Genomic DNA, 22,495 nt, shown 5'->3' with positions numbered 1-22,495 from the left:
ATGCGGCAGGCGCCGGACGGACGGATCTCTTAAGGGTGATCGTCGGCAAGGTATCCCGGCGGGACGACCGCGGTGAGCCAGACGCCGTTGTCGGTGCGGTGGAAGACGTGCCCGGCGGCCGCCATCTCGCCCGCGGCCACGCGCAGCACCGCCACCGGCGTCCAGCCGTGGGGGTCGAGGGTGAGGCCGGCCTGCTCGGGGCGGTGCCGCAGCAGCATCGAGATGCGCCGGCTCACGCGCACCTGCTGGCGAGTGAGCGCGGTCATCCGGTGAGCTCCATGATCGCAAGGTAGTAGGGCCGGTCCGCGTCATCGATCGATATCAGTCGCCAGCCGGTGCCCGCCAGCAGCGACTCCAGCTCGGCGACGGAGCAGACCAGGTAGTCGAACCAGTCGGTGGCCAGCAGCCGGTAGCGCAGCCGCAGCCGCAGCTGGCCGCCGAGCCGCCCGCGCTCCCGATTGCGCTGGTGGTACGCCACGTGCACCGGATCGGTGGTGCCGTACGGGTCGGTGCCGTGGGCGATGATCCGGGCGCCGGGCCGGGCCAGGGCGGCCAGCGCGGCGAGGAACACCGGGGCGCGATCCCGGCCCTCCAGCAGGCCGAGGTTGTTGCCCAGCAGCAGGAACGTGTCGTACCGGGCGGCGGCGCGGGCGTACTCGTCGACCGTGCAGCGGACGGTGTCGCGCAGGCCGCGCCGCCGCGCGATCTCGATCGCCCCGGCGGAGATGTCCAGCCCGGTGACCGCCGTACCCCGGCGTTGCAGTTCGAGGGCGATGCGCCCGGCCCCGACGCCGATGTCGAGCACCGCGCCGCGGACCAGGCGCAGGGCGCGGTGGTCGTGCGGCTGCCACTGGTCGGGCTCGCCGAGATACTGGTCGGCGGGGGCTCCGTTGATCAGGCCGTCGTCGCGTTCGATGATCTCGATGACCGGCCGGGGGATCCGGCCGCCCGCGAGGGGACGCGGCCCGATCCCGGTCCGCACCGCGTAGGCGTCGCGGAGCAACTCGCCGAAGACATCACCGATGGCTGGGTCGTCCATTGTCACTAGTCTTGTGCGCATGGCGACGCTGGAGCAACTTGCCACCGAGAAGTACGTCCTGCTCACGACATTTCGCCGGGACGGCCGCGCGGTGCCGACGCCGCTGTGGGTGGTGCCGGACGGTGCCGGGCTGGGCCTCTGGACGGTCGCCGGCTCGGGCAAGCTCAAGCGGATCCGCAACAGCGGCCGGGTGACGGTCACGGCCTGCGACATGCGCGGCAATCCCAGCGGCGATGCGGTCGAGGCGCAGGCCCGCATCGGCGACGACGCCGACCGCGAGCGTGTCAAGGCGGGGATCCGCCGGAAGTACGGCGTGTTCGGCCGGCTCACGCTGCTGTTCAGCCGGATCCGCCGGGGCACCGACGGTACGGTCGCCGTCCTGGTGACCTGATCCCGGATACGAAGAAGGGGCGATCGCCTACCCCAGCGCTCGCCCCTTGCTCCGGTCCCTTGGTCGACTGTTTGCGTCAGTCACCCTGTCGCTGCGTGGGAATCTGCCCCTGCAGCAGTGCGCGAACCTCCGACTCCCGGTAGCGACGGTGCCCGCCCAGCGTGCGGATTGCGCTGAGCTTGCCGGCCTTCGCCCACCGGGTGACGGTCTTCGGGTCGACGCGGAACATCGACGCCACCTCGGCCGGGGTCAACAGCGGCTCAGGATCGTGCGTACGCGATGCCATCGGTTACTCCTCCACAGGTACCTAAAGACATCGGCCGGGGTCCCGCCGGCCGGTGCGTCTCTCATGGTCCGGCTAGTCCCCGATGTCCGACATGGGCCGAACGGCCGAACGTCCCTAGATAGACGGTTGAAGCATGCCCGATTTATCCATGTTTTCTACGCCAGATAGTGTCCCGTTTAGACCGAAACTCACGCTTCGAGCGACCGTGATTACGAAGAGTGTTCGTTTTGGGAGCGCTCTCTCGTGCCGTGATCATGCCCGTTAGTCCGAATTCACCGGATCGGGCCGACAATGCCGGTCGATCAGTTGCAGCGCTCCAGCAACTGCACCCCGCGCCACCGCGCCACCAACTTCTCGTACGCCTCGGTGGCCGCGTCGGCGTCGCCGCGCGACAGCGCCGACAGCCCCGCCGCGACCAGCCCGGGCGAGTCGTCCTCGGCCAGCATCTCGTCGGGCAGCAGATCCACCAGCCCGCCGTAGTCCAGCTCCACGATCGACCGCGGATGGAACTCCTCCAGCCACCGGGCGCCCTCCTCGACCGCCTCGGTGATCGGGGCCTCGCCCAGCGCCTTCCGCAACACCGACACCCCGCGATGGGCCCGGCGGCGTGCCTTGCTGATCTCCGTCCGGTACCGCAGGACCCGGCGGCGCCCGCCCAGGGCGATCTCCCGCTCCTCCAGGTCCACGAAGACGAACCAGCGCAACGGCACACCCCACGTCGCGATCTGCTCGTGCACCCGGGGCACCCCGCGCTCCAGCACCTTCGCCCCGTTGCGCCAGTCCTCCACGATCGCCTTGGCCTGCCCGGCCAGCACCGGCGGCACGAACGCGTCGGCCAGCACACTCGGCACCCCGCTGCGGGCGCTCAATGCCGCCTCGGCCACCCGCAGCCGCAGGTTCCACGGGCACACCAGCAGCGATTCCTCCCACTCCAGCACGTACGCCTCGTCGGGCAGGTCGGGCAGGCGGGTCCAGCCGGCGCCGAGCGCCTCCAGGACGGCGGTGCGCTGCTTGACCGGTCCCTCGACCGGACCCAATGCGCGGCCCTCGGTCGCGTACCGGCGCCAGAAAACCTGCCGGTCGCGGTCGAAGGCGGTCAGGGGCTCGTAAACCCGCAGGTACGACGCGAACAGTGACGGCACGGCGCGAGTCTTTCATGAAATCGGCCGTGGCTGACTTCCCGCGCGGGGGGAATCCGACTGTCGATTTCCCGATTAGGCTCGCGGTGTCGGCACACCCCGCCGATCAGGGCCTCACGAGGGCCCTCACCAATGAATCAGGAGAGCAAGCGATGGGCGTGTTCATCAACGACGGCAGCGACGCCGACGGGCACGAACAGGTCGTTTTCTGCCAGGACCGGCACACCGGCCTGCGGGCGATCATCGGCATCTACTCCACAGCGCTCGGGCCCGCGCTGGGCGGCACCCGCTTCTACCCGTACGCCACGGAGGAAGAGGCCCTGAACGACGTGCTGCGCCTGTCGCGCGGGATGGCGTACAAGAACGCCCTGGCCGGGCTGGACCTCGGCGGCGGCAAGGCCGTGATCTGGGGCGACCCGGACCAGCTCAAGAGCGAGGGTCTGCTGCGCGCGTACGGCCGCTTCGTGGAGTCGCTCCGCGGCCGGTACTACACCGCCTGCGACGTCGGCACGTACGTCGCGGACATGGATGTCATCGCCCGCGAGACCCGCTTCGTCACCGGCCGCAGCGTCGAGCACGGCGGCGCCGGCGACTCCTCCATCCTCACCGCCTGGGGCGTTTTCCAGGGCATGCGGGCCGCCGCCGAACACCTGTGGGGCAGCCCCACCCTCGCCGGGCGCCGGGTCGGCGTCGCGGGCCTGGGCAAGGTCGGCCGGTACCTGGTCGCGCACCTGATCGACGACGGTGCGTCGGTCGTCGCCACGGACGTCAACGAGGCCGCGCTGCAGTGGGCGCGTACGACGTACCCGCAGATCGACCTGGTGGCCGACACCGACGCCCTGATCACCGGCGACATCGACGTGTACGCCCCGTGCGCCCTGGGCGGCGCGCTGGACGACGACACCGTGCCGCTGCTGCGCGCGAAGGTGGTCACCGGCGCCGCGAACAACCAGCTGGCGCACCCCGGCATCGAGAAGATGCTGGAGGAACGCGGCATCCTCTACACCCCCGACTACGTCGTGAACGCCGGCGGCGTGATCCAGGTGGCGGACGAGATCGAGGGTTTCAACTTCGAACGCGCCAAGCTGCGCGCCACCAAGATCTTCGACACCACGCGGCAGATCCTGCGGCTGGCCGCCGACGAGGGCGTGCCGCCCGCCGTCGCGGCCGACCGGCTGGCCGAGCGGCGCATGGCGGAGGTCGGCCGGCTGCGCACCATCTACCTCGGCTGACCCGCCTTTGACACCGCCGCGCGTCAGGTGCCGGACATGGCGCGACGCGCGGCGGTGTCACCCGAGAACCCGAGGTGCCGAAGGCGGCATCGTCCATGTACCGTAAGAGCCACGAGAGATGCCTGACGTCATCGGGGCCCGCCTTCGGGCTGCCCCGAATTCTGTGCGAGGGGGTCGAGCCATGGGGCGCGGCCGTGCTAAGGCCAAGCAGACAAAGGTGGCCCGGGAGTTGAAGTACCACTCCCCGAACACCGACCTCACCGCCTTGCAGCGCGAACTGGCGGGTGCTGGTAAGTCCGATCATCATTTCGACGACGACCCGGATGAGTTCGTCGACGACGATGACGAGGACGACGCGGACGACGACAGGGATTCCTGGTCGTCATCGCGGCGCTGACCTTCGTACTGCGCAGAGCACGCGGCACTCCGCGTGCTCCTGTGTGTCGCGGGCCGAGGCGGGTCGACGTTTTCGGTAGAGGACAAGACGCCCACGCGGGGTAACCCGCGTGGGCTCGCCTTGCTGCGGTGTCAGCGGGGGCGGTTGTTCCAGTTGTAGAACGTCGGGATGTTCTCGAAGTGGTTCCACGCGCAGACCGCGGAACCGTCCTGCGTACCGGTCTCCGCCCGTTGCTGCCGCGCGACCTCCGCCTCGCGCAGCAGCGCCGCCAGCCCGGCGCGGGTGTCCTGCACCCGTGCCGTCACGGGATCCGTCTCCCCGCGGTCAGACTGCGGCCGTGGGCTCGTGATCTCGTGCATGGTCCAGCACTCCCTCGAGTAGGCGAATCTTGCTGTTGCGGCAATGGTCCGTCGTCGTGCCGTCGAAGCGCCCGTGCTCGAAGTAGCGGTTCGCCGCGTGGGCGCCACCGCAGAACCCGAAGTAGGGGCAGGTGCTGCGGCAGGCCTCGACCCCGTCGAGGAACTCCCGGATCCAGGGCGTGTCCAGTGCACCCGCGAGGATCTCCGCCAGCGGGGTGGTCAGCACGTTGCCACTGGTGAAGTCGCCGTACCGGGGGTCGGAGAAGCCGGCCAGCTCCGGTGAGAGCAGCACGACCGACCCGTCGTGGGCAACCGTGGGGATCGGGTCCAGGCGGCGCGGCAGCACGTCGTCCGCGGTACCGTCCAGCACCGACGCCACATAGCGCAATGACCATTCGATCTCGCGTACGTGGATCCGCGGGTCGCGGCGCCACGCGGCCACGAGTTCGGCCCAGAAGCCGGTCACCGCCTCGGCGGGATGCCGGTTGGCTCTGGTGTTGACGCCCTCCAGCTCCTCGACGTTGATCCCGAGCACGTCACAGCCCAGGTCGAGGAAGTACGTGTACAGCTCCGCGGCCAGGCCCGGCTCGGGGCGGGAAACCACGCACAGGGCCGAGAACGGGATGCCGTGCCGGCGCAGCGCCTCGATCCCCGCCACGATCCGGTCGTACGCGGGACGTCCGCCACGGTTGACCCGGTCACCATTGCGTTCCCTGGGGCCGTCCACACTCACGCTGACCCGGATGCCGTGCTCGGCGAAGAACTCGCACCACGCGTCGTCGATCAGGGTGGCGTTGGTCTGCACGTGATGCTCCACCGCCGGGCCGAACGGCGCCAGCAACGCGGCGAGGTGCTCGCGACCGGCCGCCAAGGGCTCGCCACCGTGCCACACGACCGAGAAACGTCCCGTCCGGGCCCAGGGTTCGACCGCCTCGGCGACCGCTTCGGCGACGGCCACCGGCATGCGCCGATCGTCGGCGCGGAACGGTAGGTAACAGTAGGAACAGTCGAGATTGCAGAGCGTGGTGGGCTGCATGACGACGTAGGTGGGCACGGCCGAGATGCCGCGCATGCCGTTGAAGGGGCCTCCGTGTCGAGGCCGCGAAACGGCCACCCGTCCACCTCCGTCCGCCAACGTCGTCGACTCGGGTCAGGCTAAGTCCCGCCGTCTACCCGAGTGGGCCCACCCCTCCGCCTGCCGTGACACCGTGTTACCGAAACGACGATCCGCGCGCGCCGACCGATCGACACGCGCGGATCATTGCACACCCATCGCGCAGAAACTCACCCGCGCGTGTGCTGGCCCATCATCTGCACCTGACCGGTGCCCTCGACAACCTCGCCGACCTGCCACGCCTCGACGCCACGGCCGGTCAGGTACGCCATCGCCCGATCCGCGTCCTCGGCCGAGACGATCGCGAACATGCCCACGCCCATGTTGAACGTGGCCTCCATCTCCGCGTCGTCGATCCGGCCCTTGGCCTGGATCAGGTCGAAGATCGACTGCGGGCGCCAGGTGGCCCGGTCGACCACCGCGTCGACGTGGTCCGGCAGGATCCGGACCAGGTTGCCCGGGATGCCGCCGCCCGTGACGTGCGCGAACGCCCGGACGTCCGTCTCCTCGATGAGGCCCAGGCAGTCCTTGGCGTAGATCTTGGTGGGGGTCAGCAGCTCCTCGCCGAGGGTCCGCTGCCCGCCGAAGTCGTCCACCACGGTGTCGAGCCGCATCCGGCCCGCGCCCAGCAGCACGTGCCGGACCAGCGAATATCCGTTGGAGTGCAGGCCGGACGAGCGCATCGCGATCACCGCGTCGCCGATCTCTACCTTCTCCCGGCCGAGGATCTCGCTCTCCTCCACGACGCCGACGCCGGTGGCGGAGACGTCGTACTCGTCCGGGCGCATCACGCCGGGGTGCTCGGCCGTCTCGCCGCCCAGCAGGGCGCAGCCCGCATAGCGGCAGCCGTCGGCGATGCCGGCGCCGATCTCGGCGACCCGGTCCGGAACGACCTCGCCACAGGCGATGTAGTCGAGCAGGAACAGCGGCTCGGCGCCGCAGGCCACCAGGTCGTCGACGACCATGGCGACGAGGTCGATGCCGATCGTGTCGTGGATGTCGAGCTGCTGCGCGATGACCAGCTTCGTGCCGACCCCGTCGGTCGACGACGCCAGGATCGGGCTGCGGTACTTGCCGGCGTTCAGCCGGAACAGGCCCGCGAAGCCACCCAGGTCGCCCATCACCTCCGGGCGGGTGGTCTTCTTGACCTTGGTCTTGAGCAGCTCGACCGCGCGGTCACCGGCGTGGATCGACACCCCGGCGTCCGCGTACGTGACCGTCCGCTTTCGCGGGGCGCGGCCCGCACCCGCCGTCCAGGGCTGGCGGTCGGCGCCTTCGGCACCGGCGCTGTTGCGCTCGGACACGTGCGTCACGGTTCTCCCCTTTGTGCGCGTGGTGCGCGGTTACTTTGCCGGTGCTGCCGGTTCTTACGACGTCTGTGTACTGCGGTGGGTTCCCGGTCAGGGACGGTTCAGCGCGTCCCCGCCGCCCGGACTGGCGACGAGGGGTGCCCCCCGATTCTCGTCGGAGTGCTCGGCATTTTCATACTCGGCCTCCAGCTCCGCCACCGCCGCGGTGGCTGCCTCCGGTGAGGCCGACGGCATCGAGGCGCGGCGGCCGACGCCCTCGAGCAGATGCTTGCCGATCAGGTCGCCGGCCGGCAGCTCGATCGGATACTGGCCGTCGAAACAGGCCATGCAGAGCCGGGTCTTCGGCTGCTCGGTCGCGGCGACCAGGCCGTCCAGGGAGACGTAGCCCAGGGAGTCCGAGCCGATCGAGCGGCGGATGCCGTCGATCTCCAGGCCGTTGGCGATCAGCTCGGCCCGGGTGGCGAAGTCGATGCCGTAGAAGCAGGGCCACTGCACGGGCGGCGAGGAGATGCGTACGTGCACCTCGACCGCGCCCGCCTCGCGCAGCATCCGGACCAGGGCGCGCTGGGTGTTGCCCCGCACGATCGAGTCGTCGACCACGACGAGGCGCTTGCCCCGCACCACCTCGCGCAGCGGGTTCAGCTTGAGCCGGATGCCCAGCTGGCGGATGGTCTGCGACGGCTGTATGAAGGTACGCCCCACGTACGCGTTCTTGGTCAGGCCCGCGCTGTACGGGATGCCGGACGCCTCGGCGTACCCGATTGCAGCCGGGGTGCCCGACTCCGGGACGGGGATCACCAGGTCGGCCTCGACCGGGTGCTCCTTGGCCAGCCGGCGGCCGATCTCCACCCGGGCCGAGTACATGTTGCGGCCCGCGATCGTGGTGTCCGGGCGGGCCAGGTAGACGTACTCGAACAGGCAGCCCTTCGGCTCCGGCGCGGCGAACCGGCTGGAGCGCAGGCCGTGCTCGTCGACCGCGATCATCTCGCCCGGCTCGACCTCGCGGACGAAGCTGGCGCCGACTATGTCGAGGGCGGCGGTCTCGCTGGCGACCACCCAGCCCCGTTCCATCCGGCCCAGCACCAGCGGGCGGACGCCCTGGGCGTCGCGGGCGGCGTACAGGGTGCTCTCGTCCATGAAGACGAAGCTGAACGCGCCGCGCAGCCGGGGCAGCACCTCCAGGGCCGCGGCCTCGACCGACAGGTCGGGGCGGGCGGCCAGCAGCGTGGTGACCAGCGCGGTGTCGGAGGTGGCCAGGCGGTCGTTCTCCAGGCCGCGCTCGGCGATCTCGCGGGCGAGCTCGGCGGTGTTGACCAGGTTGCCGTTGTGCGCCAGGGCGATGGTCGTGCCGGCCGTGGTGGCGCGGATGGTCGGCTGGGCGTTCTCCCAGTTGGATCCGCCGGTGGTCGAGTAGCGGGTGTGCCCGATCGCGAGGTGCCCGCGCAGGCTGGCCAGGGTGGGCTCGTCGAAGACCTGGGAGACCAGGCCGAGGTCCTTGTACACCACGACCCCTGAACCGTCACTCACCGCAATGCCCGCCGCCTCCTGGCCGCGGTGCTGTAGTGCAAAAAGCCCGAAATAGGTGAGTTTCGCGACCTCTTCCTCCGGGGCCCAGACACCGAAGACGCCGCAGGCATCCCGGGGACCGTGCTCCTGTGGGTCGAGATCGTCGGTCAACCGGCCGTCGCCTCGGGGCACCTGCTCGCTCCCTCACGTGGTCTGCTCGACTCGCGGGTCAGTTCCGACGGACCAGTGTACGCGAGGCGGCCGGACACTACCGGGCCTCAGTCGCCATCCACCAGCGGCAGGAGGCCCGACAGGTCGGTACGGGTCCCGCTGGCGGCGACGCGTCCGGCCGCCACCGCGTCCGCCCAGGCCAACCGCCCCGCGGCCAGCAGCACCCAGGTCGCCGGATCGGTTTCGACCACATTGGGCGGTGTGCCGCGGGTATGCCGCGGACCCTCGACGCATTGAATCGCACCGAACGGTGGAACGCGCACCTCCACCGATCGGCCGGGGGCACGGCGCGCAAGGTCCGCAAGGGTCTGCCGGACCGCGTCACGCAGCATCGTTCGGTCGGGTTGAAGGCCGCGGCTCAGCGCGTCCACCACGGCCGCCAGGGACTCGGATTTATTGTGCGCACGGGACACGACGGGACGATACGACCCGGCCTACGAATATTGCTCGGCGGCCCTGGGTCGCGCAGAAGACGGTGAACAAGGCATAGTGACCGACGGTGTGTACTCGTCGCGGGATCTACCGGGCAACCTCAGTAGCCGGAGACCGTGCGACCGGAAGGCGGTGGACGTGACAACGCACCTACGTGCCCGGGCTGTCCAGGCCGGTGCGTTCCTGGCACTGACCGGCGGGATCCTGGTGATCGCCCCATCGGCGGCCCACGCGGATCCGCCGACGGTGTCGATCGACAGCCTGTCGTCCACGGAACTGCCATCCGGCGGCCGCACGACGGTGAGGTACACGATCACCAACGCCAACAACGGGGCGCCCGGCGGCGACACGACCATCCGCGTGTCGGTCACGGGCATGGGCTGTGGCGGCGACTGCAGCCCGGCCGCCAAGATCGAGGCCGGGCAGAGCCAGAGCTTCACCGCTCAGCTGACCGCCCCGCAGGTCGACGCGGGCCAGACCAGGACGGTCACGGTCCAGGTCACCGCGACCCTCGGCGACGAGACCAACAACGCGTCGCAGACCGTGACCGTGCGTGGTGCCGACAAGCCCAAGACCGTGCGGCAGATCTCCGGGCGGGTCAAGGACGGGGACGGCAAGGCCCTGTCCGGTGCCACCGTGGGCTTGCAGGACAACGCCGGGCACCGGTACAGCACCACCAGCAACAACGACGGCGGCTACCAGTTCACCTCGTCGGATCAGCAGCCCATCGCCACCGGCAACATCATCGTCGGCGCGGCCAAGTCCGGCTACCGGACGGTCACGGTCAACGTGCAGGGCGAGGCGAACCGGGCCATCAACGTGCCGCTGACCCTCGCCTCCGTGGCCGCCACGCCGACCGCGACGCCGTCGGCGACCGCCACGGCCAGCACGGCGCCGTCCACGGACGCGGCCGTCGACACCCCGACCGAGCCGACCGAGGCGCCCGCGGCCGGCAACCCGGAGCCGACCAACGCCGCCAGCCAGCAGGACAGCGGCTCCGGCTCCCTGCTGTTCATCATCCTCGGTGGACTGCTCGTGGCCGCCGGGATCGGCGCGATCGTGCTGGTGCTCCTGCGGCGCAAGGGCAACGACGACAGCGACGGCGCCGCCGGTGCCGCCGCCCAGAGCCCCAACCGGTACCCGGGCGGCGACGCGACCCGGGTCGCCGCACCGGCCGGCAGCAGCGCCGCCGAGGCCACGATGGTCACGGCAGCGCCGTCGATCCGGGACGCGCCGACCATGCTGCAGCAGCCCGTACCGGCGGTGGACGAGTTCCCGGACCCGTACGGCGCGCCGCCGCTGCCGCAGGGCAGCTACGCCGGCCCGGGCGGCTGGGGCGCGACTCCCGCCGCTGCCGGGGCCGCCGGGGCGTACGGCGCAGCGGCCGGCGCGGCCGGGGGCTACGGCGGCGGCCAGTACGGCGCCGCGGCCGTGCCCGCACAGGCCAGCGGCTACGACGACTACGGCTACGCGGCCGCCCCGGACCACGAGGACGGGTACGGCGGTTACGGCACGGCCGACGGCTACGGCGGCGGTGCACCGCAGCAGCGCTACGACGAGCCGACCGGCATGTACCGGCCGCAGCCCGGAGGCGGCGGCTACGACCAGGGCCCCGGCTACGACCAGGGCTACGGCGACCAGGGCTACGGCGCAGAGCCGGAGTACCCGCCGGCCGGGCGCGCACGCCCCGACGCGGGTGGCGGCGGCTACCGGCCCGGTGGCTACCCGCCCGCTCCCGGCGGCGGACCCGACCAGGGCGGCTACGGCGCCTGGGCGGGCCAGGCCGGTGGCGCACCGCCCGCCGGTGGCGGGTACGGCGGCGCCCCCGCGGCCGGTGGCGGATACGCCCCGCCGCCCGCCGGGTACGGCCCGGGTGACGGCTACGCTCCCGCACCCGGCTACGGCCAGCCCGCCGGCGGACCCGGATACCCCGACCAGGGCGGGCCCGGATACGCGGGCCAGGGCGGCGGGTACGACGCCCGCGCCCCGTACGGCCGCCCCGGCGGTGGCTATGGCGGCGCGCCCGACCAGGGCCAGGGCCAGGGTCGTGGTGGACGGCGCGACGACGAGGAGTACTACGAGCAGGGTGGGCGCCCGGCCGGGCCACCGACGCAGCAGTGGCATAACGGCTGATCCACGCGTTCACACCAAGGCCGACTCCGGAGACGGGGTCGGCCTTCGGCGTTCCGGAGGCCGCTAGCGGCCGGGCGGGTGGGCTGGTGCGGAAAGGCGCGCGAACAGCAACGCGCCACGGCGGGCCGGGGCTCGCCGTGGCGCGGTGTTGCTTGTCTGGGCGGAAAGTATCGGCGGCGTCAGTCGCCTGCGCCGTCCGCCTTGCCGCCCGCAGCCGACTCACCGACGGTCTCCGTCTTGGCGTCGGTCTCCGTCTTGCCACCGGCCGGCGTCTTGTCGTCGCTGGACAGTTGCCGCGCCTCCGGAGCGGCACCCGCGGAGGCCGGTGCGGTCGACGCGGAGGCCGATGCCGCCGGCGGTGCGGCCTCATCCGTGACGGCCGTCTCGGCCGGGGACGCTGCGTTGTCCGTCACCTCGTCGGCGGACTCACCCTGCGGGCCGGTCGTGGCCGACTTCTGCGTGCCCGTGACGCCGGCCGGCGCCGCCTCATCCTGCCGGGACACGGCCGCCTCGGCCGCCTGCCGCGCGGTGAGTTCGGCAGCACCGCCGAACAGGCGAGGCATCGTCTCCGAGTACGCGGCCCGCAGTTCGTCCAGCCCGATGGTGAACTGGCCCTGCAGCTCCAGCGCGGGCTCCGCGGTGGTCGCGCCGAGCGGCGTACACGTGATCTGGTGTTCGGCCGCGAGCGCGACGAACGCCTTGTCGTGTCCGCGCGGCACCGCGACCAGGGCCCGGCCCGCCGACTCGCTGAACATGTGGACGAACGCGGTGAGTTCGCCCTCCTGCGCGGGCAGCGTGACGCGCGCGCCGACCGTGCGGCGCAGGCAGGACTCCACGAGCACCTGGGCGAGACCGCCGTCGGAGAGGTCATGCGCGGCGACGACGTGGCCGCGCACGGAGGCGGCGGCCAGCAGCGCACCGAGCCGCTGCTCCTGCGCCAGGTCCACCTTGGGCGGTCGGCCGCCGAGGTGGCCGTGGGTGACCCACGCCCATTCGGAGCCGGACAGCTCGCAGGCCGTGTCGCCGAGCAGGAACAGCAGGTCGCCGTCGGCCGCGGGCGGCGTCCGGAAGCCCATCGGTACGCGGCGCGCGACGTCGTCGAGGATGCCGAGGACGCCCACGACCGGGGTGGGGTGGATCGCCGCCGCGCCGGTCTGGTTGTAGAAGCTGACGTTGCCGCCGGTGACCGGGATGCCCAGCTGCTGGCAGCCGTCGGCCAGGCCGCGCACCGCCTCGGCGAACTGCCACATGACGGCCGGGTCCTCGGGGGAGCCGAAGTTCAGGCAGTCCGTGACGGCGACCGGCTCGGCGCCGCTCACCGCGACGTTCCGGTACGCCTCGGCCAGCGCCAGCTTCGCCCCCTCGTACGGGTCGAGCCGGGCGAAGCGGCCGTTGCCGTCGACGGACAGCGCGACCCCAAGGCCGGTCTGCTCGTCGAGGCGCAGCACCCCGGCGTCCTCGGGCTGGGCGAGGACGGTGTTGCCGAGCACGTACCGGTCGTACTGCTCGGTGACCCAGGTCTTGTCGCACAGGTTCGGCGAGGCGACCATGCGCAGCAGGGTCTCGCGCAGCTCGTCCGGGGTGGACGGCCGGGGCAGGGTCTCGGCGCGGTCGGCCTGCAGCAGGATCAGGTCGGCGGGCTCGCGCAGCGGGCGGGCGTACACCGGGCCGTCGTCGGCCAGCGAGCCGGGCGGCACGTCGACGACGGTGTAGTCGTTCCAGCTGATCACGAGGCGGCCGGGCAGGCCCGGGGTCTCGCTCGGGGTGACCTCGCCGATCGCGGTGGCCCACACGCCCCACTTCTCGGCGGTCTGCAGCACCGCGTCGAGCTTGTCCGGCGCGACGATGAGCAGCATGCGCTCCTGCGACTCGCTGGCCAGGATCTCGGTCGGCGACATCGACGGCTCGCGCAGCGGCACGCGTTCCAGGTAGATCCGCATGCCGGTGCCCGCCGCGGCGGCGGTCTCGGTGAGTGCGCAGGTCAGGCCCGCTCCGCCGAGGTCCTGGATGCCGACGACCAGGCCCGCGTCGTACATCTCCAGGCAGCTCTCGATGAGCAGCTTCTCCATGAACGGGTCGCCGACCTGCACCGACGGGCGGCGCTGCTCGGCACCCTCGTCGAAGGTGGCCGACGCCAGCACGGAGACGCCGCCGATGCCGTCGCGGCCGGTACGCGCGCCGAGCAGGACGACAACGTTGCCAACGCCCGCGGCTTCCTTCTTCTGCAACCGCTCTACCGGCAGCACGCCGATGCTCAGCGCGTTGACCAGCGGGTTGCCCTGGTAGCACGGGTCGAAGACGACCTCGCCGCCGATGTTGGGCAGGCCCAGGCAGTTGCCGTACCCGCCGACGCCGGCGACGACGCCGGGCAGGACGCGGGCGGTGTCGGGGTGGTCGGCCGCACCGAAGCGCAGCGGGTCCATCACCGCGATCGGGCGGGCGCCCATGGCGAGGATGTCGCGCACGATGCCGCCGACGCCGGTCGCGGCGCCCTGGTACGGCTCGACGAAGCTGGGGTGGTTGTGCGACTCCACCTTGAACGTGACCGCGAGGTCGTCGGAGATCTGCACGACGCCCGCGTTCTCGCCGATGCCCGCGAGCATCCGGGTGTTCTGCGGCGCCTTCTCGCCGAACTGGCGCAGGTGCACCTTGCTCGACTTGTACGAGCAGTGCTCGCTCCACATGATCGAGTACATGGCCAGCTCGGACGCGGTCGGGCGGCGGCCGAGGATCTGCCGGATGCGATCGTACTCGTCGTCCTTGAGGCCCAGGTCGGTGTGCGGCTGCAGCTCTTCCGGCGTGGCGAGCGCGCGCTCCACCGTGTCCGGTCCGCCGTCGAACTGGTTCACCAGCACGTCCGTGGCCGCGAACCCGGACGGCTTGGCCGGTCCGGCCGACGCGGCCGGCGGCTGGTTGGGCACCCCGCGCGGCGTGGCCGTGCCGCTGGTCGCGGTCTCGGGCTGCGTGGTCATCGCTGTGCTCCCTGTCCCCCTGCGAGCTGCGCGCCCCGGTCCCCTGCGAGATGGCCTGCCACGGCCTGCGCGCCCTGTCCCCCTACGACCGACGCGCCGGGTCCCCCCTGGGCCTGCGCGCCGACAAGTGCCGCTCCCTGCCCGGCCCCCGCCAGGTGCCGCAGCACAGAGGTGAAGAAGCCCAGGCCGTCCAGCGACGGGCCGGTCAGCGCCTCCACCGCGTGCTCCGGGTGCGGCATGATGCCGACCACGTTGCCGGCCGCGTTGGTGATCGCGGCGATGTCGCGCTGGGAACCGTTCGGGTTGCCGCGCAGGTAGCGGGCGACGACCCGGCCCTCGGCCTCCAGCTCGTCGAGGGTGCGCTGGTCGGCGGCGAAGCAGCCCTCACCGTTCTTCACCGGGATCAGAATCTCCTGGCCCGGCGCGTACGCGTTCGTCCACGCCGTGCCGGTCGCCTCCACGCGCAGCCACTGGTCGCGGTTGCGGAAGTGCAGGTGCTGGTTACGGGTGAGCGCGCCCGGCAGCAGGTGGGCCTCGCAGAGGATCTGGAAGCCGTTGCAGATGCCCAGTACGGGCATGCCACCGCGGGCGGCGTCCGCGATCGTCTCCATCACCGGGGCGAACCGGGCGATGGCACCGCAGCGCAGCGCGTCACCGTACGAGAAGCCGCCGGGCAGGATCACCCCGTCGACGCCGTGCAGCTCCGGGTCGCCGTGCCAGAGGCGGACCACCTCGGCCCCGGCGATGCGCGCCGCGCGGGCGGCGTCGCCGTCATCGAGCGAACCGGGAAAAGTGACCACACCGATCCGCATGGTCACGCGCCCTCGGCAACGGTGTCGTCGAGGCGGATCGAGAAGTCCTCGATCACGGGGTTGGCCAGCAGCTTGTCGGCGATCTCGCGGGCCCGGTCGAGATCGGGCTCACCCGCAAACTCGATCTCGATGCGCCGGCCGATGCGGACAGAGGAGACATCGGAGATCCCGAGCCTCGGCAGCGCGTTGGCGACCGCCTGGCCCTGCGGATCAAGGATCTCCGGCTTGAGCATGACGTCGACGACGACGCGGGACACGGGCACTCCTGACTGTAGGTGCGCAGCGGGTGCCCCGGGAACGGGGCGAGCGGCCAAAGCCTACCCTGTGACGTTCTCTCACGGCGTATCGGCCGGTGTCGGCAGGCCGACGATCACACGTGCTGAACAGGGAACTTCGGTGGGCGTCTCCGCCCCTTCACCGAGCGTGACCAGGGACGCGTCTACAGGATCGGCGCGGGGGCGTAGCGGGCCGCCTCCGGGTGCGCCGCGACGATCTCCGCGATCCGCGCGGCGACCGCCTGAACCTGGGCGGGGGCCGCGCCCACGAACGCGGCCCGGTCGGCGACCAGGGCGTCGATCTCGGCGCGGGACAGCCCGAGCCGCCCGTCGGCGGCCAGCCGGTCGAACAGGTCGTTGTCGGCAGCGCCCTTCTCCCGCATGGCCAGTGCCACGGCCACCGCATGCTCCTTGATGACCTCGTGCGCGACCTCCCGGCCCACGCCCTCGCGTACGGCGGCGACCAGGATCTTCGTGGTGGCCAGGAACGGCAGGAAGCGGTCCAGCTCACGAGCGATCACCGCCGGGTACGCGCCGAACTCGTCGAGCACCGTGAGGAACGTCTGGAACAGCCCGTCCGTGGCGAAAAACGCGTCGGGCAGCGCGACCCGGCGTACCACGGAGCAGGAGACGTCGCCCTCGTTCCACTGGTCGCCGGCCAGCTCACCGACCATGGACAGGTAGCCCCGGACGATCACGGCGAGGCCGTTGACCCGCTCGGAGGAACGCGTGTTCATCTTGTGCGGCATCGCCGACGAGCCCACCTGGCCCGGCTTGAAGCCCTCGGTGACCAGCTCCTGGCCGACCATCAGCCGGATCGTGGTGGCCAGCGACGACGGCGCCGCAACGATCTGGGCGAGCGCGGACACGACGTCGAAGTCGAGCGAGCGCGGGTAGACCTGCCCGACGCTTCCCAGCACCCGCCGGAACCCCAGGTGGGTGGCGACCCGCTGCTCCAGCTCCGCCAGCTTCGCGGCGTCGCCGTCGAGCAGGTCGAGCTGGTCGGCGGCGGTGCCGACCGGGCCCTTGAGGCCGCGCAGCGGGTAGCGCCCGATCAGATCATCGAGCCTTTCGTACGCGATGAGCAGCTCCTCTGCCGCGCTCGCGAACCGCTTGCCCAGCGTGGTGGCCTGGGCGGCGACGTTGTGCGAGCGCCCGGTCAGCACGAGGTCGCCGTGCTCGACGGCCAGCGCGGCGAGCCGGGCCAGGGTGGCGACGACCCGGTCGCGGACGAGTTCCAGCGACGCCCGGATCTGCAGCTGTTCGACGTTCTCGGTGAGGTCGCGCGAGGTCATGCCCTTGTGGATCTGCTCGTGGCCGGCCAGCGCGCTGAACTCCTCGATGCGCGCCTTCACGTCGTGCCGGGTGACCCGTTCCCGCTCCGCGATGCTGTCCAGGTCGACCTGGTCGACGACCCGCTCGTACGCGTCCACCACCCCGTCGGGCACGGCGACGCCGAGGTCGCGCTGCGCGCGCAGCACGGCCAGCCAGAGCCGGCGCTCCATCCGGATCTTCTCCTCCGGGGACCACAGGGCGACGAGGTCGGCGGAGGCGTAGCGGGCGGCGAGGACGTTCGGTACGGTCACGCCCGCGATTCTTCCATGGGCGCCGGTGCCCGCTCCGGGACCCGATGCTCCAGGTGACGGACGTCCCGGCTGCTCAGCATGCCGAGCACCGCGACGGCGATGAGCACCGCCGCACCGATCAGCGTGGGCCGCACACCGACGACCTGCGCGACAGGTCCCGCGACGACCTGACCGACCGGAATCGCCACGAACGAGCCCACCATGTCGTACGAATAGACCCTGGCGAGTTTGTCCGCGGGGATGTGCTCCTGCATCGTGGTCTCCCACGCGATCCCGAACTGCTCGACCCCCAGCCCGGCGACGAACGTGGCGGCGCACAGCACAGCGAGGTGCGGGGCGATGCCGAGGGTGAGCACCGGCAGCAGGACGAAGCCGGTGCATGCGGTGCCGAACAGCAGCAGCCGCCGCATACGGACCCGCATGGCGAGCAGCGCACCGAGGATCATTCCGGCGGTCTCGGCGGCCAGCACGAGACCCCACGCGCGGCGCCCGATGGTGGCGTCGGCGACGACCGGCCCGAGCACCATGAACGCGCCGCTGAGACACGCGTTCACCACGCAGAATCCGGCGACCACGACCCACAGCCAGGTGCGGGACACGAACTCGGTCCAGCCCGTCCGCAGTTCCGCGACGATGCCGCTGCGTGCGGGTGTCGCCGCGACCGGCTCGCCCGCGACGGGCTCCGCACCAGCGGGTGGCTCGGCGACGGCCGGCGGTGGCCCGGCGGGCAGCCGCAGCAGGGCGTAGCAGAGCGCCGCCGCCAGGAAGGTCACGGCGTCGACGGCGATGCCCCAGCCCGGCCCGATGCCCGCGACCACGATCCCGCCCACCGGCGCTCCGAGGATCGCGGCGCCGTTGAGGAACAGCCGGTTGAGCGCGTTGGCCTGCTGGCGCAGGTCGGGCGGGACGATCTGCGGCAGGACCGCCGCCGAGGCGGGCATCATGAGCGCGCCGACCGCGCCGTTCACCGCCGACAGCGCCACCAGGGTGGGCACGGTGGCGGTGTGGGTGAGCACCAGGGCGGCCACCGCACCCTGGGTGGCGGCCGCGGCCAGGCTCGCCCCGACCATCAGCAGGTGCCGGGGCAGGCGGTCCGCGAGCGCCCCGCCGAACAGCAGGAACAGGACGTTGACCGCGGTGCGCACGCCGACGACGAGGCCGAGGGCGCCGGCCGAGCCGGTGAGGTCGAGGACGGCGAAGGCGAGCGCGATCGGGGCGAATGCGTTGCCCAGCGCGCTGATCGTGCGGCCCAGCAGCAGCAGGCGCAGCCCGGGCAGCCGGAGCGGGGCGAGTGTCTCGCGGATCATGAGAGCCCGTCCGGGTCGGCAGACGCCATCTCGAACATGGCGACGGTGGTGCTGGTCCGTACGGTTCCCGGGGTACGCGGCGGCCGGGCGGCATCGTGCAGGTCGCGGGCCGCTTCGGCGATCCGGTCCCGGATGTCGCGCCAGATCTCGGGGTCGATCCAGACCTCGGCGTCGGCCATCAGATTCGTGCTGTTCTCCGGGAAGTGCGCCTGGGCGCTGCGCCGGATCAGCTCGTTGGCGAGTGCCGGGTAGATGGCGCGATCGGCGGTGTCGGAGGACCGCCCGCGCGCCCGCTGAGTGGCGAGGTCGTGGGCGGTGTCGTACCGGTACCTCTTCGCGATGCCGCCGCGGATGCGCTCCTCGCCGGCGGGCACGACCATCCCGGCGGCCAGCAGCGTGCGCAGGTGGTAGCTGGCGTTGGCGTGGGTCAGGCCCAGCTCGCGGGCGACCTCCGCGGCGGTCAGCGGTGCGCCGGTGAGCAGCGACATGATCTGCAGCCGGACCGGGTGGGCGGTGGCCCGCAGGGCGGTCCGCCGCTCGGTCTCCGCCGCGGGTGGCTCGTGCCGATCGGTGGCGGCCCGTCGTGCGGTGCGCGGGGGCTGGTCGCGCGGCCCTTCTCCCAAAGACATGTTGGGCAGTCTAGGGGCGGCCGGGCCGACTGTCCAACAGATATTTGGGGGTGGCAGACTGCGCAAGGAAGGCAACATCGCTAAGGTTACTCGCGAGTAGGTCCGGCGTTCACAGCGAAAGGTCCACGATGACTGATTTCAGTTCCGAGTCGCTCGCCTCGATCGGCCCGAAGGAGTTCGCGCAGCTCGTCAAGTCCACCCCGGACGCGAAGATCGCCGAGGTCATGGCGTCCGACGACCGCGGCAAGATCCTCGACGAGGTGTTCGACCGGATGCCCGGGCTGTTCCGCGCGGACAAGGCCGGCAACACCCAGGCCGTCATCCACTGGGCGATCACCGGCGGCGCGGCAGGTGACGACACCTACGAGACCGTGATCGAGAACGGTGCCTGCACCGTCACCAACCAGCCGGCCCGCGAGCCGAAGCTGGCCATGACCATGGACCCGGTCACGTTCCTCAAGGTCGTCTCGGGCGACGGCAACCCGATGATGATGTTCATGACCGGCAAGATCAAGGCGAAGGGTGACCTCGGCCTCGCCGCCCAGGTCGCGAAGCTCTTCGACCTGCCGAAGAGCTGAACCCTCTTCGACCCGCCGACGGGCCGGATCCCGGCCCGACGAGGACCCGCCCGATCAGGGCACGGTGATCTGCCCCTGGGCGGCCCGCAGCGCGATGTCCGTGCGATGGTGCGAGCCGTCCAGGGTGATCCCCTCGACCAGCGCGTACGCGGCTTCGCGGGCGCCCGCCAGATCCGGCCCGGTCGCGGTCACGCTGAGCACCCGGCCGCCCGCCGATACCAGCACACCGTCCGGGCGCCGCACCGTCCCCGCGTGGATCACCCCGGGGGCCTCCGCACCCGTGATGACATCACCGGTACGCGGCGTCCCCGGATAGTTGTGGCTCGCCACCACCACGGTCACGGCCGCGCCCGGACGCCAGCGCAGCGGTGGGTGCGCGGCCAGCTCGCCCGTGGCGGCGGCGCGCAGCAGCCCGGCCAGCGGCGTCTCCAGCAGCGCCAGCACGACCTGGGTCTCCGGGTCGCCGAACCGGGCGTTGAACTCGATGACCTTCGGCCCGTTCGGGGTCAGCGCCAGCCCCACGTAGAGCAGCCCGGCGAACGGCGTGCCCCGGCGGCGCATCTCCGCCAGCGTCGGGTGCACCGTCTCGGCCATCACCCGGTCCACCAGGTCGGCCGGCGCCCACGGCAACGGCGCGTACGCGCCCATCCCGCCGGTGTTCGGACCGGCGTCGCCGTCGCCGACCCGCTTGAAGTCCTGCGCGGGCATCAACGGCACCGCGGCGGTCCCGTCGGTCACCACGAACAGCGACACCTCCGGGCCGGACAGGAACTCCTCGATCACCACCCGGCCGCAGTCGCGGGCGTGCGCCACCGCGGCCGCGCGGTCCTCGGTCACCACGACACCCTTGCCCGCGGCCAGCCCGTCGTTCTTCACCACGTACGGCGCGCCGAACTCGTCGAGCGCCTGATCGACCTCTGCCTCGATGGTGCAGGCGTACGCCCGGGCGGTCGGCACACCGGCGGACGTCATCACGTCCTTGGCGAAGGCCTTCGAGCCCTCCAGCTGCGCGGCCGCGCCGGACGGCCCGAAACAGGCGATGCCCTTGGCGCGTACGGCGTCCGCGACGCCCGCCACCAGCGGGGCCTCCGGACCGACCACGACCAGGTCGGCACCCACCTCGACGGCGAGCGCGGCCACCGCGGCCGGGTCGGTCGCGACCACGTCCCGCAGTTCGGCGACCTCGGCGATGCCCGGATTGCCGGGGGCGGCCACGAGCTGGACGGCAGGGTCAGCGGTGAGCCCGAGTGCGAGCGCGTGCTCGCGCCCCCCGGACCCGATCAGAAGTACGCGCACGTCCGCCGATCCTACTTTCCGCATCCGGTCATGAGGCGGGGCGGTGGCCCTTGATCACCAGGTGGGCGCGGGGGCGGTGGGCCGGTAGCAGATTCGCGTAAACTTCGGCAGTACCCGGGCCTCTCCGCGTACGCGTTCGCCGGAAGCATGTTCGACAGAAGGCTTGGGGACCCGAAGTGCCAGTGATCGTGTTGGTCGGCGCCCAGTGGGGCGACGAGGGCAAGGGCAAGGCGACCGACCTGCTGGGCGACCGTCTCGACTACGTCGTCAAGTTTAACGGCGGCAACAACGCCGGCCACACCGTGGTCATCGACGGCGAGAAGTACGCCCTGCACCTGCTGCCCAGCGGCATCCTCAGCCCCGGAGTCACGCCGGTGATCGGCAACGGCGTGGTGGTCGACCTCTCCGTGCTGTTCCAGGAGATCGACGCGCTGGAAGCCCGCGGCATCGACACGTCCCGGCTGCGGATCAGCGCGAACGCCCACGTCATCGCGTCGTACAACCGGTCTCTCGACAAGGTCACCGAGCGGTTCCTGGGTGCCCGGCGGATCGGCACGACAGGCCGCGGCATCGGCCCGACGTACGCGGACAAGATGAACCGTCTCGGCGTGCGCATCCAGGACCTGTTCGACGAGTCGATCCTGCGGCAGAAGGTGGAGGCCGCGCTCGGCTTCAAGAACCAGGTGCTCAGCAAGATCTACAACCGCAGCGCGATCAAGCCGGACGAGGTCATCGCCGAGCTGCTGTCCTACGTCGACCGGCTGCGCCCCATGGTGGCGGACACCGCGCTGGAGCTGAGCCAGGCCATCGACGCGGGCAAGGTGGTGCTCTGCGAGGCCGGCCAGGCCACCCTGCTCGACGTCGACCACGGCACGTACCCGTTCGTGACCAGCTCGAATGCCACCGCCGGCGGCGCCTGCACCGGTGCCGGCATCCCGCCCACGCGGATCGACCGGGTGGTGGCCGTGCTCAAGGCGTTCACCAGCCGGGTCGGTGAGGGACCGTTCCCCACCGAGCTGCACGACAAGTTCGGCGACCACCTGCGTGAGGTCGGCCACGAGTACGGCACCACCACCGGCCGCCCGCGCCGCATCGGCTGGCTGGACCTGGTGATGGCCCGGTACGCCCAGCGCATCAACGGCGTCACCGACTTCGTCCTGACCAAACTGGACAATTACGACCAGCTGGACGAGATCCCGGTCTGTGTCGCGTACGAGGTGAACGGCGTGCGGCACGACGAGATGCCGGTCAGCCAGTCCGACTTCCACCACGCCGTGCCGATCTACGAGACGCTGCCCGGCTGGCAGCAGGACATCTCGGGCTGCCGGACGTTCGAGGACCTGCCCAAGGACGCGCAACGCTTCGTCGAGTACGTCGAGCAGCGCATCGGCGCGCGCATCTCCGTGGTGGGTGTCGGCCCCGGCCGCGAGGCGGCCATCGAGCGCCACTCCATGCTGGGCGAGGACTGACC

21 protein-coding genes and 1 pseudogene are annotated in these 22,495 nt (G+C 71.7%); 6 read left to right on the top strand and 16 right to left on the bottom strand.

The annotated features are described in order from the left end of the window. Window positions 1–29: 29 nt before the first annotated feature. Both ACMCNN_RS31695 and ACMCNN_RS31690 read right to left on the bottom strand, forming a co-directional pair. Complete coding sequence (locus ACMCNN_RS31695) at window positions 30–266, bottom strand: RNA 2'-phosphotransferase (protein WP_412744105.1); 237 nt, start codon at window positions 264–266, stop codon at window positions 30–32. Then, a complete protein-coding gene (locus ACMCNN_RS31690; RefSeq protein WP_412744104.1) occupies window positions 263–1,039 on the bottom strand; it encodes a class I SAM-dependent methyltransferase in 777 nt (258 codons plus the stop codon). Before ACMCNN_RS31690 ends, ACMCNN_RS31695 begins: the two co-directional genes overlap by 4 nt. A 19-nt stretch (window positions 1,040–1,058) precedes the next feature. Between ACMCNN_RS31690 and ACMCNN_RS31685 the strand changes: the two genes are divergently transcribed. Further along, window positions 1,059–1,430: a PPOX class F420-dependent oxidoreductase gene (locus ACMCNN_RS31685; RefSeq protein ID WP_412744103.1), complete on the top strand. Its 372-nt coding sequence runs from the start codon at window positions 1,059–1,061 to the stop codon at window positions 1,428–1,430. Between the two features lie 76 nt (window positions 1,431–1,506). Here ACMCNN_RS31685 and ACMCNN_RS31680 read toward each other — a convergent pair whose 3' ends face one another. Together ACMCNN_RS31680 and ACMCNN_RS31675 are read right to left on the bottom strand one after the other, a co-directional pair. Beyond that, entirely contained in the window at window positions 1,507–1,716 is a 210-nt protein-coding gene (locus ACMCNN_RS31680) for a BldC family transcriptional regulator (RefSeq protein WP_014687221.1), read from the bottom strand. Between the two features lie 302 nt (window positions 1,717–2,018). Next, window positions 2,019–2,858 carry a hypothetical protein gene (locus ACMCNN_RS31675; protein ID WP_412744102.1) on the bottom strand — a complete coding sequence of 280 codons (840 nt, stop codon included), beginning with the start codon at window positions 2,856–2,858 and terminating at the stop codon, window positions 2,019–2,021. A 149-nt stretch (window positions 2,859–3,007) separates the two neighbouring features. On the opposite strand from ACMCNN_RS31675, the gene ACMCNN_RS31670 reads away from it, so the two are divergent. Together ACMCNN_RS31670 and ACMCNN_RS31665 are read left to right on the top strand one after the other, a co-directional pair. After that, window positions 3,008–4,087 carry a Glu/Leu/Phe/Val family dehydrogenase gene (locus ACMCNN_RS31670; protein ID WP_412744101.1) on the top strand — a complete coding sequence of 360 codons (1,080 nt, stop codon included), beginning with the start codon at window positions 3,008–3,010 and terminating at the stop codon, window positions 4,085–4,087. A gap of 181 nt (window positions 4,088–4,268) precedes the next feature. Continuing rightward, a complete protein-coding gene (locus ACMCNN_RS31665; protein WP_412744100.1) occupies window positions 4,269–4,484 on the top strand; it encodes a DUF3073 domain-containing protein in 216 nt (71 codons plus the stop codon). A 131-nt stretch (window positions 4,485–4,615) separates the two neighbouring features. Here the strand turns inward: ACMCNN_RS31665 and amcA are convergent, their stop codons facing one another. The 5 genes from amcA to ACMCNN_RS31640 all read right to left on the bottom strand — a co-directional run bounded on the left by amcA (window position 4,616) and on the right by ACMCNN_RS31640 (window position 9,336). Beyond that, on the bottom strand, window positions 4,616–4,843 hold the full coding sequence (gene amcA, locus ACMCNN_RS31660; RefSeq protein WP_412744099.1) for a multiple cyclophane-containing RiPP AmcA: 228 nt from the start codon (window positions 4,841–4,843) through the stop codon (window positions 4,616–4,618). Then, window positions 4,809–5,915: a cyclophane-forming radical SAM peptide maturase AmcB gene (amcB, locus tag ACMCNN_RS31655; protein ID WP_412744098.1), complete on the bottom strand. Its 1,107-nt coding sequence runs from the start codon at window positions 5,913–5,915 to the stop codon at window positions 4,809–4,811. Before amcB ends, amcA begins: the two co-directional genes overlap by 35 nt. Window positions 5,916–6,127: 212 nt before the next feature. Next, window positions 6,128–7,270 (bottom strand): phosphoribosylformylglycinamidine cyclo-ligase, encoded by a 1,143-nt coding sequence (gene purM / locus ACMCNN_RS31650; protein WP_412744097.1) that lies wholly within the window; start codon window positions 7,268–7,270, stop codon window positions 6,128–6,130. Between the two features lie 87 nt (window positions 7,271–7,357). Next, window positions 7,358–8,965: an amidophosphoribosyltransferase gene (gene purF / locus ACMCNN_RS31645; RefSeq protein WP_412744096.1), complete on the bottom strand. Its 1,608-nt coding sequence runs from the start codon at window positions 8,963–8,965 to the stop codon at window positions 7,358–7,360. Between the two features lie 86 nt (window positions 8,966–9,051). Further along, complete coding sequence (locus tag ACMCNN_RS31640; RefSeq protein ID WP_412747351.1) at window positions 9,052–9,336, bottom strand: sterol carrier family protein; 285 nt, start codon at window positions 9,334–9,336, stop codon at window positions 9,052–9,054. 238 nt (window positions 9,337–9,574) lie between these two features. Between ACMCNN_RS31640 and ACMCNN_RS31635 the strand changes: the two genes are divergently transcribed. Further along, the gene (locus ACMCNN_RS31635; RefSeq protein WP_412744095.1) at window positions 9,575–11,569 is read left to right on the top strand and encodes a carboxypeptidase regulatory-like domain-containing protein; all 1,995 of its coding nucleotides are present in this window, start codon (window positions 9,575–9,577) and stop codon (window positions 11,567–11,569) included. 179 nt (window positions 11,570–11,748) lie between these two features. Here the strand turns inward: ACMCNN_RS31635 and purL are convergent, their stop codons facing one another. The 6 genes and pseudogenes from purL to ACMCNN_RS31605 all read right to left on the bottom strand — a co-directional run bounded on the left by purL (window position 11,749) and on the right by ACMCNN_RS31605 (window position 19,150). After that, a complete protein-coding gene (gene purL, locus ACMCNN_RS31630; RefSeq protein ID WP_412747350.1) occupies window positions 11,749–14,490 on the bottom strand; it encodes a phosphoribosylformylglycinamidine synthase subunit PurL in 2,742 nt (913 codons plus the stop codon). Between the two features lie 203 nt (window positions 14,491–14,693). Then, window positions 14,694–15,359 (bottom strand): annotated as a pseudogene (purQ, locus tag ACMCNN_RS31625) (phosphoribosylformylglycinamidine synthase subunit PurQ); the annotation flags it as partial. Next, window positions 15,356–15,610 (bottom strand): phosphoribosylformylglycinamidine synthase subunit PurS, encoded by a 255-nt coding sequence (gene purS / locus ACMCNN_RS31620; protein ID WP_130509738.1) that lies wholly within the window; start codon window positions 15,608–15,610, stop codon window positions 15,356–15,358. The pseudogene purQ and the gene purS, both read right to left, overlap by 4 nt. 182 nt (window positions 15,611–15,792) lie before the next feature. Beyond that, window positions 15,793–17,214, bottom strand: coding sequence for an adenylosuccinate lyase (gene purB / locus ACMCNN_RS31615; RefSeq protein WP_412744094.1), 1,422 nt, complete (start codon window positions 17,212–17,214; stop codon window positions 15,793–15,795). Next, window positions 17,211–18,521 carry an MFS transporter gene (locus ACMCNN_RS31610; protein ID WP_412744093.1) on the bottom strand — a complete coding sequence of 437 codons (1,311 nt, stop codon included), beginning with the start codon at window positions 18,519–18,521 and terminating at the stop codon, window positions 17,211–17,213. The genes purB and ACMCNN_RS31610 overlap by 4 nt, the downstream gene beginning before the upstream one ends. Next, window positions 18,518–19,150, bottom strand: a complete 633-nt coding sequence (locus ACMCNN_RS31605) for an ArsR/SmtB family transcription factor (protein ID WP_412744092.1) — start codon at window positions 19,148–19,150, stop codon at window positions 18,518–18,520. Before ACMCNN_RS31605 ends, ACMCNN_RS31610 begins: the two co-directional genes overlap by 4 nt. 128 nt (window positions 19,151–19,278) lie before the next feature. Between ACMCNN_RS31605 and ACMCNN_RS31600 the strand changes: the two genes are divergently transcribed. Next, on the top strand, window positions 19,279–19,728 hold the full coding sequence (locus ACMCNN_RS31600) for an SCP2 sterol-binding domain-containing protein (RefSeq protein ID WP_412744091.1): 450 nt from the start codon (window positions 19,279–19,281) through the stop codon (window positions 19,726–19,728). Window positions 19,729–19,782: 54 nt separating this feature from the next. Here ACMCNN_RS31600 and purD read toward each other — a convergent pair whose 3' ends face one another. After that, entirely contained in the window at window positions 19,783–21,024 is a 1,242-nt protein-coding gene (purD, locus tag ACMCNN_RS31595) for a phosphoribosylamine--glycine ligase (protein ID WP_412744090.1), read from the bottom strand. 176 nt (window positions 21,025–21,200) lie between these two features. Here purD and ACMCNN_RS31590 point away from each other — a divergent pair, with 176 nt between their 5' ends. Further along, complete coding sequence (locus tag ACMCNN_RS31590) at window positions 21,201–22,493, top strand: adenylosuccinate synthase (RefSeq protein ID WP_412744089.1); 1,293 nt, start codon at window positions 21,201–21,203, stop codon at window positions 22,491–22,493. The last annotated feature ends 2 nt before the right edge of the window (window positions 22,494–22,495 follow it).

It is taken from the genome of Krasilnikovia sp. MM14-A1004, from assembly GCF_047159485.1.
In the GTDB taxonomy this organism is placed as follows: domain Bacteria; phylum Actinomycetota; class Actinomycetes; order Mycobacteriales; family Micromonosporaceae; genus Actinoplanes.
The sequence above is the reverse complement of the archived record's forward strand: the minus strand, read 5'-3'. Positions and strand labels throughout refer to the sequence as shown.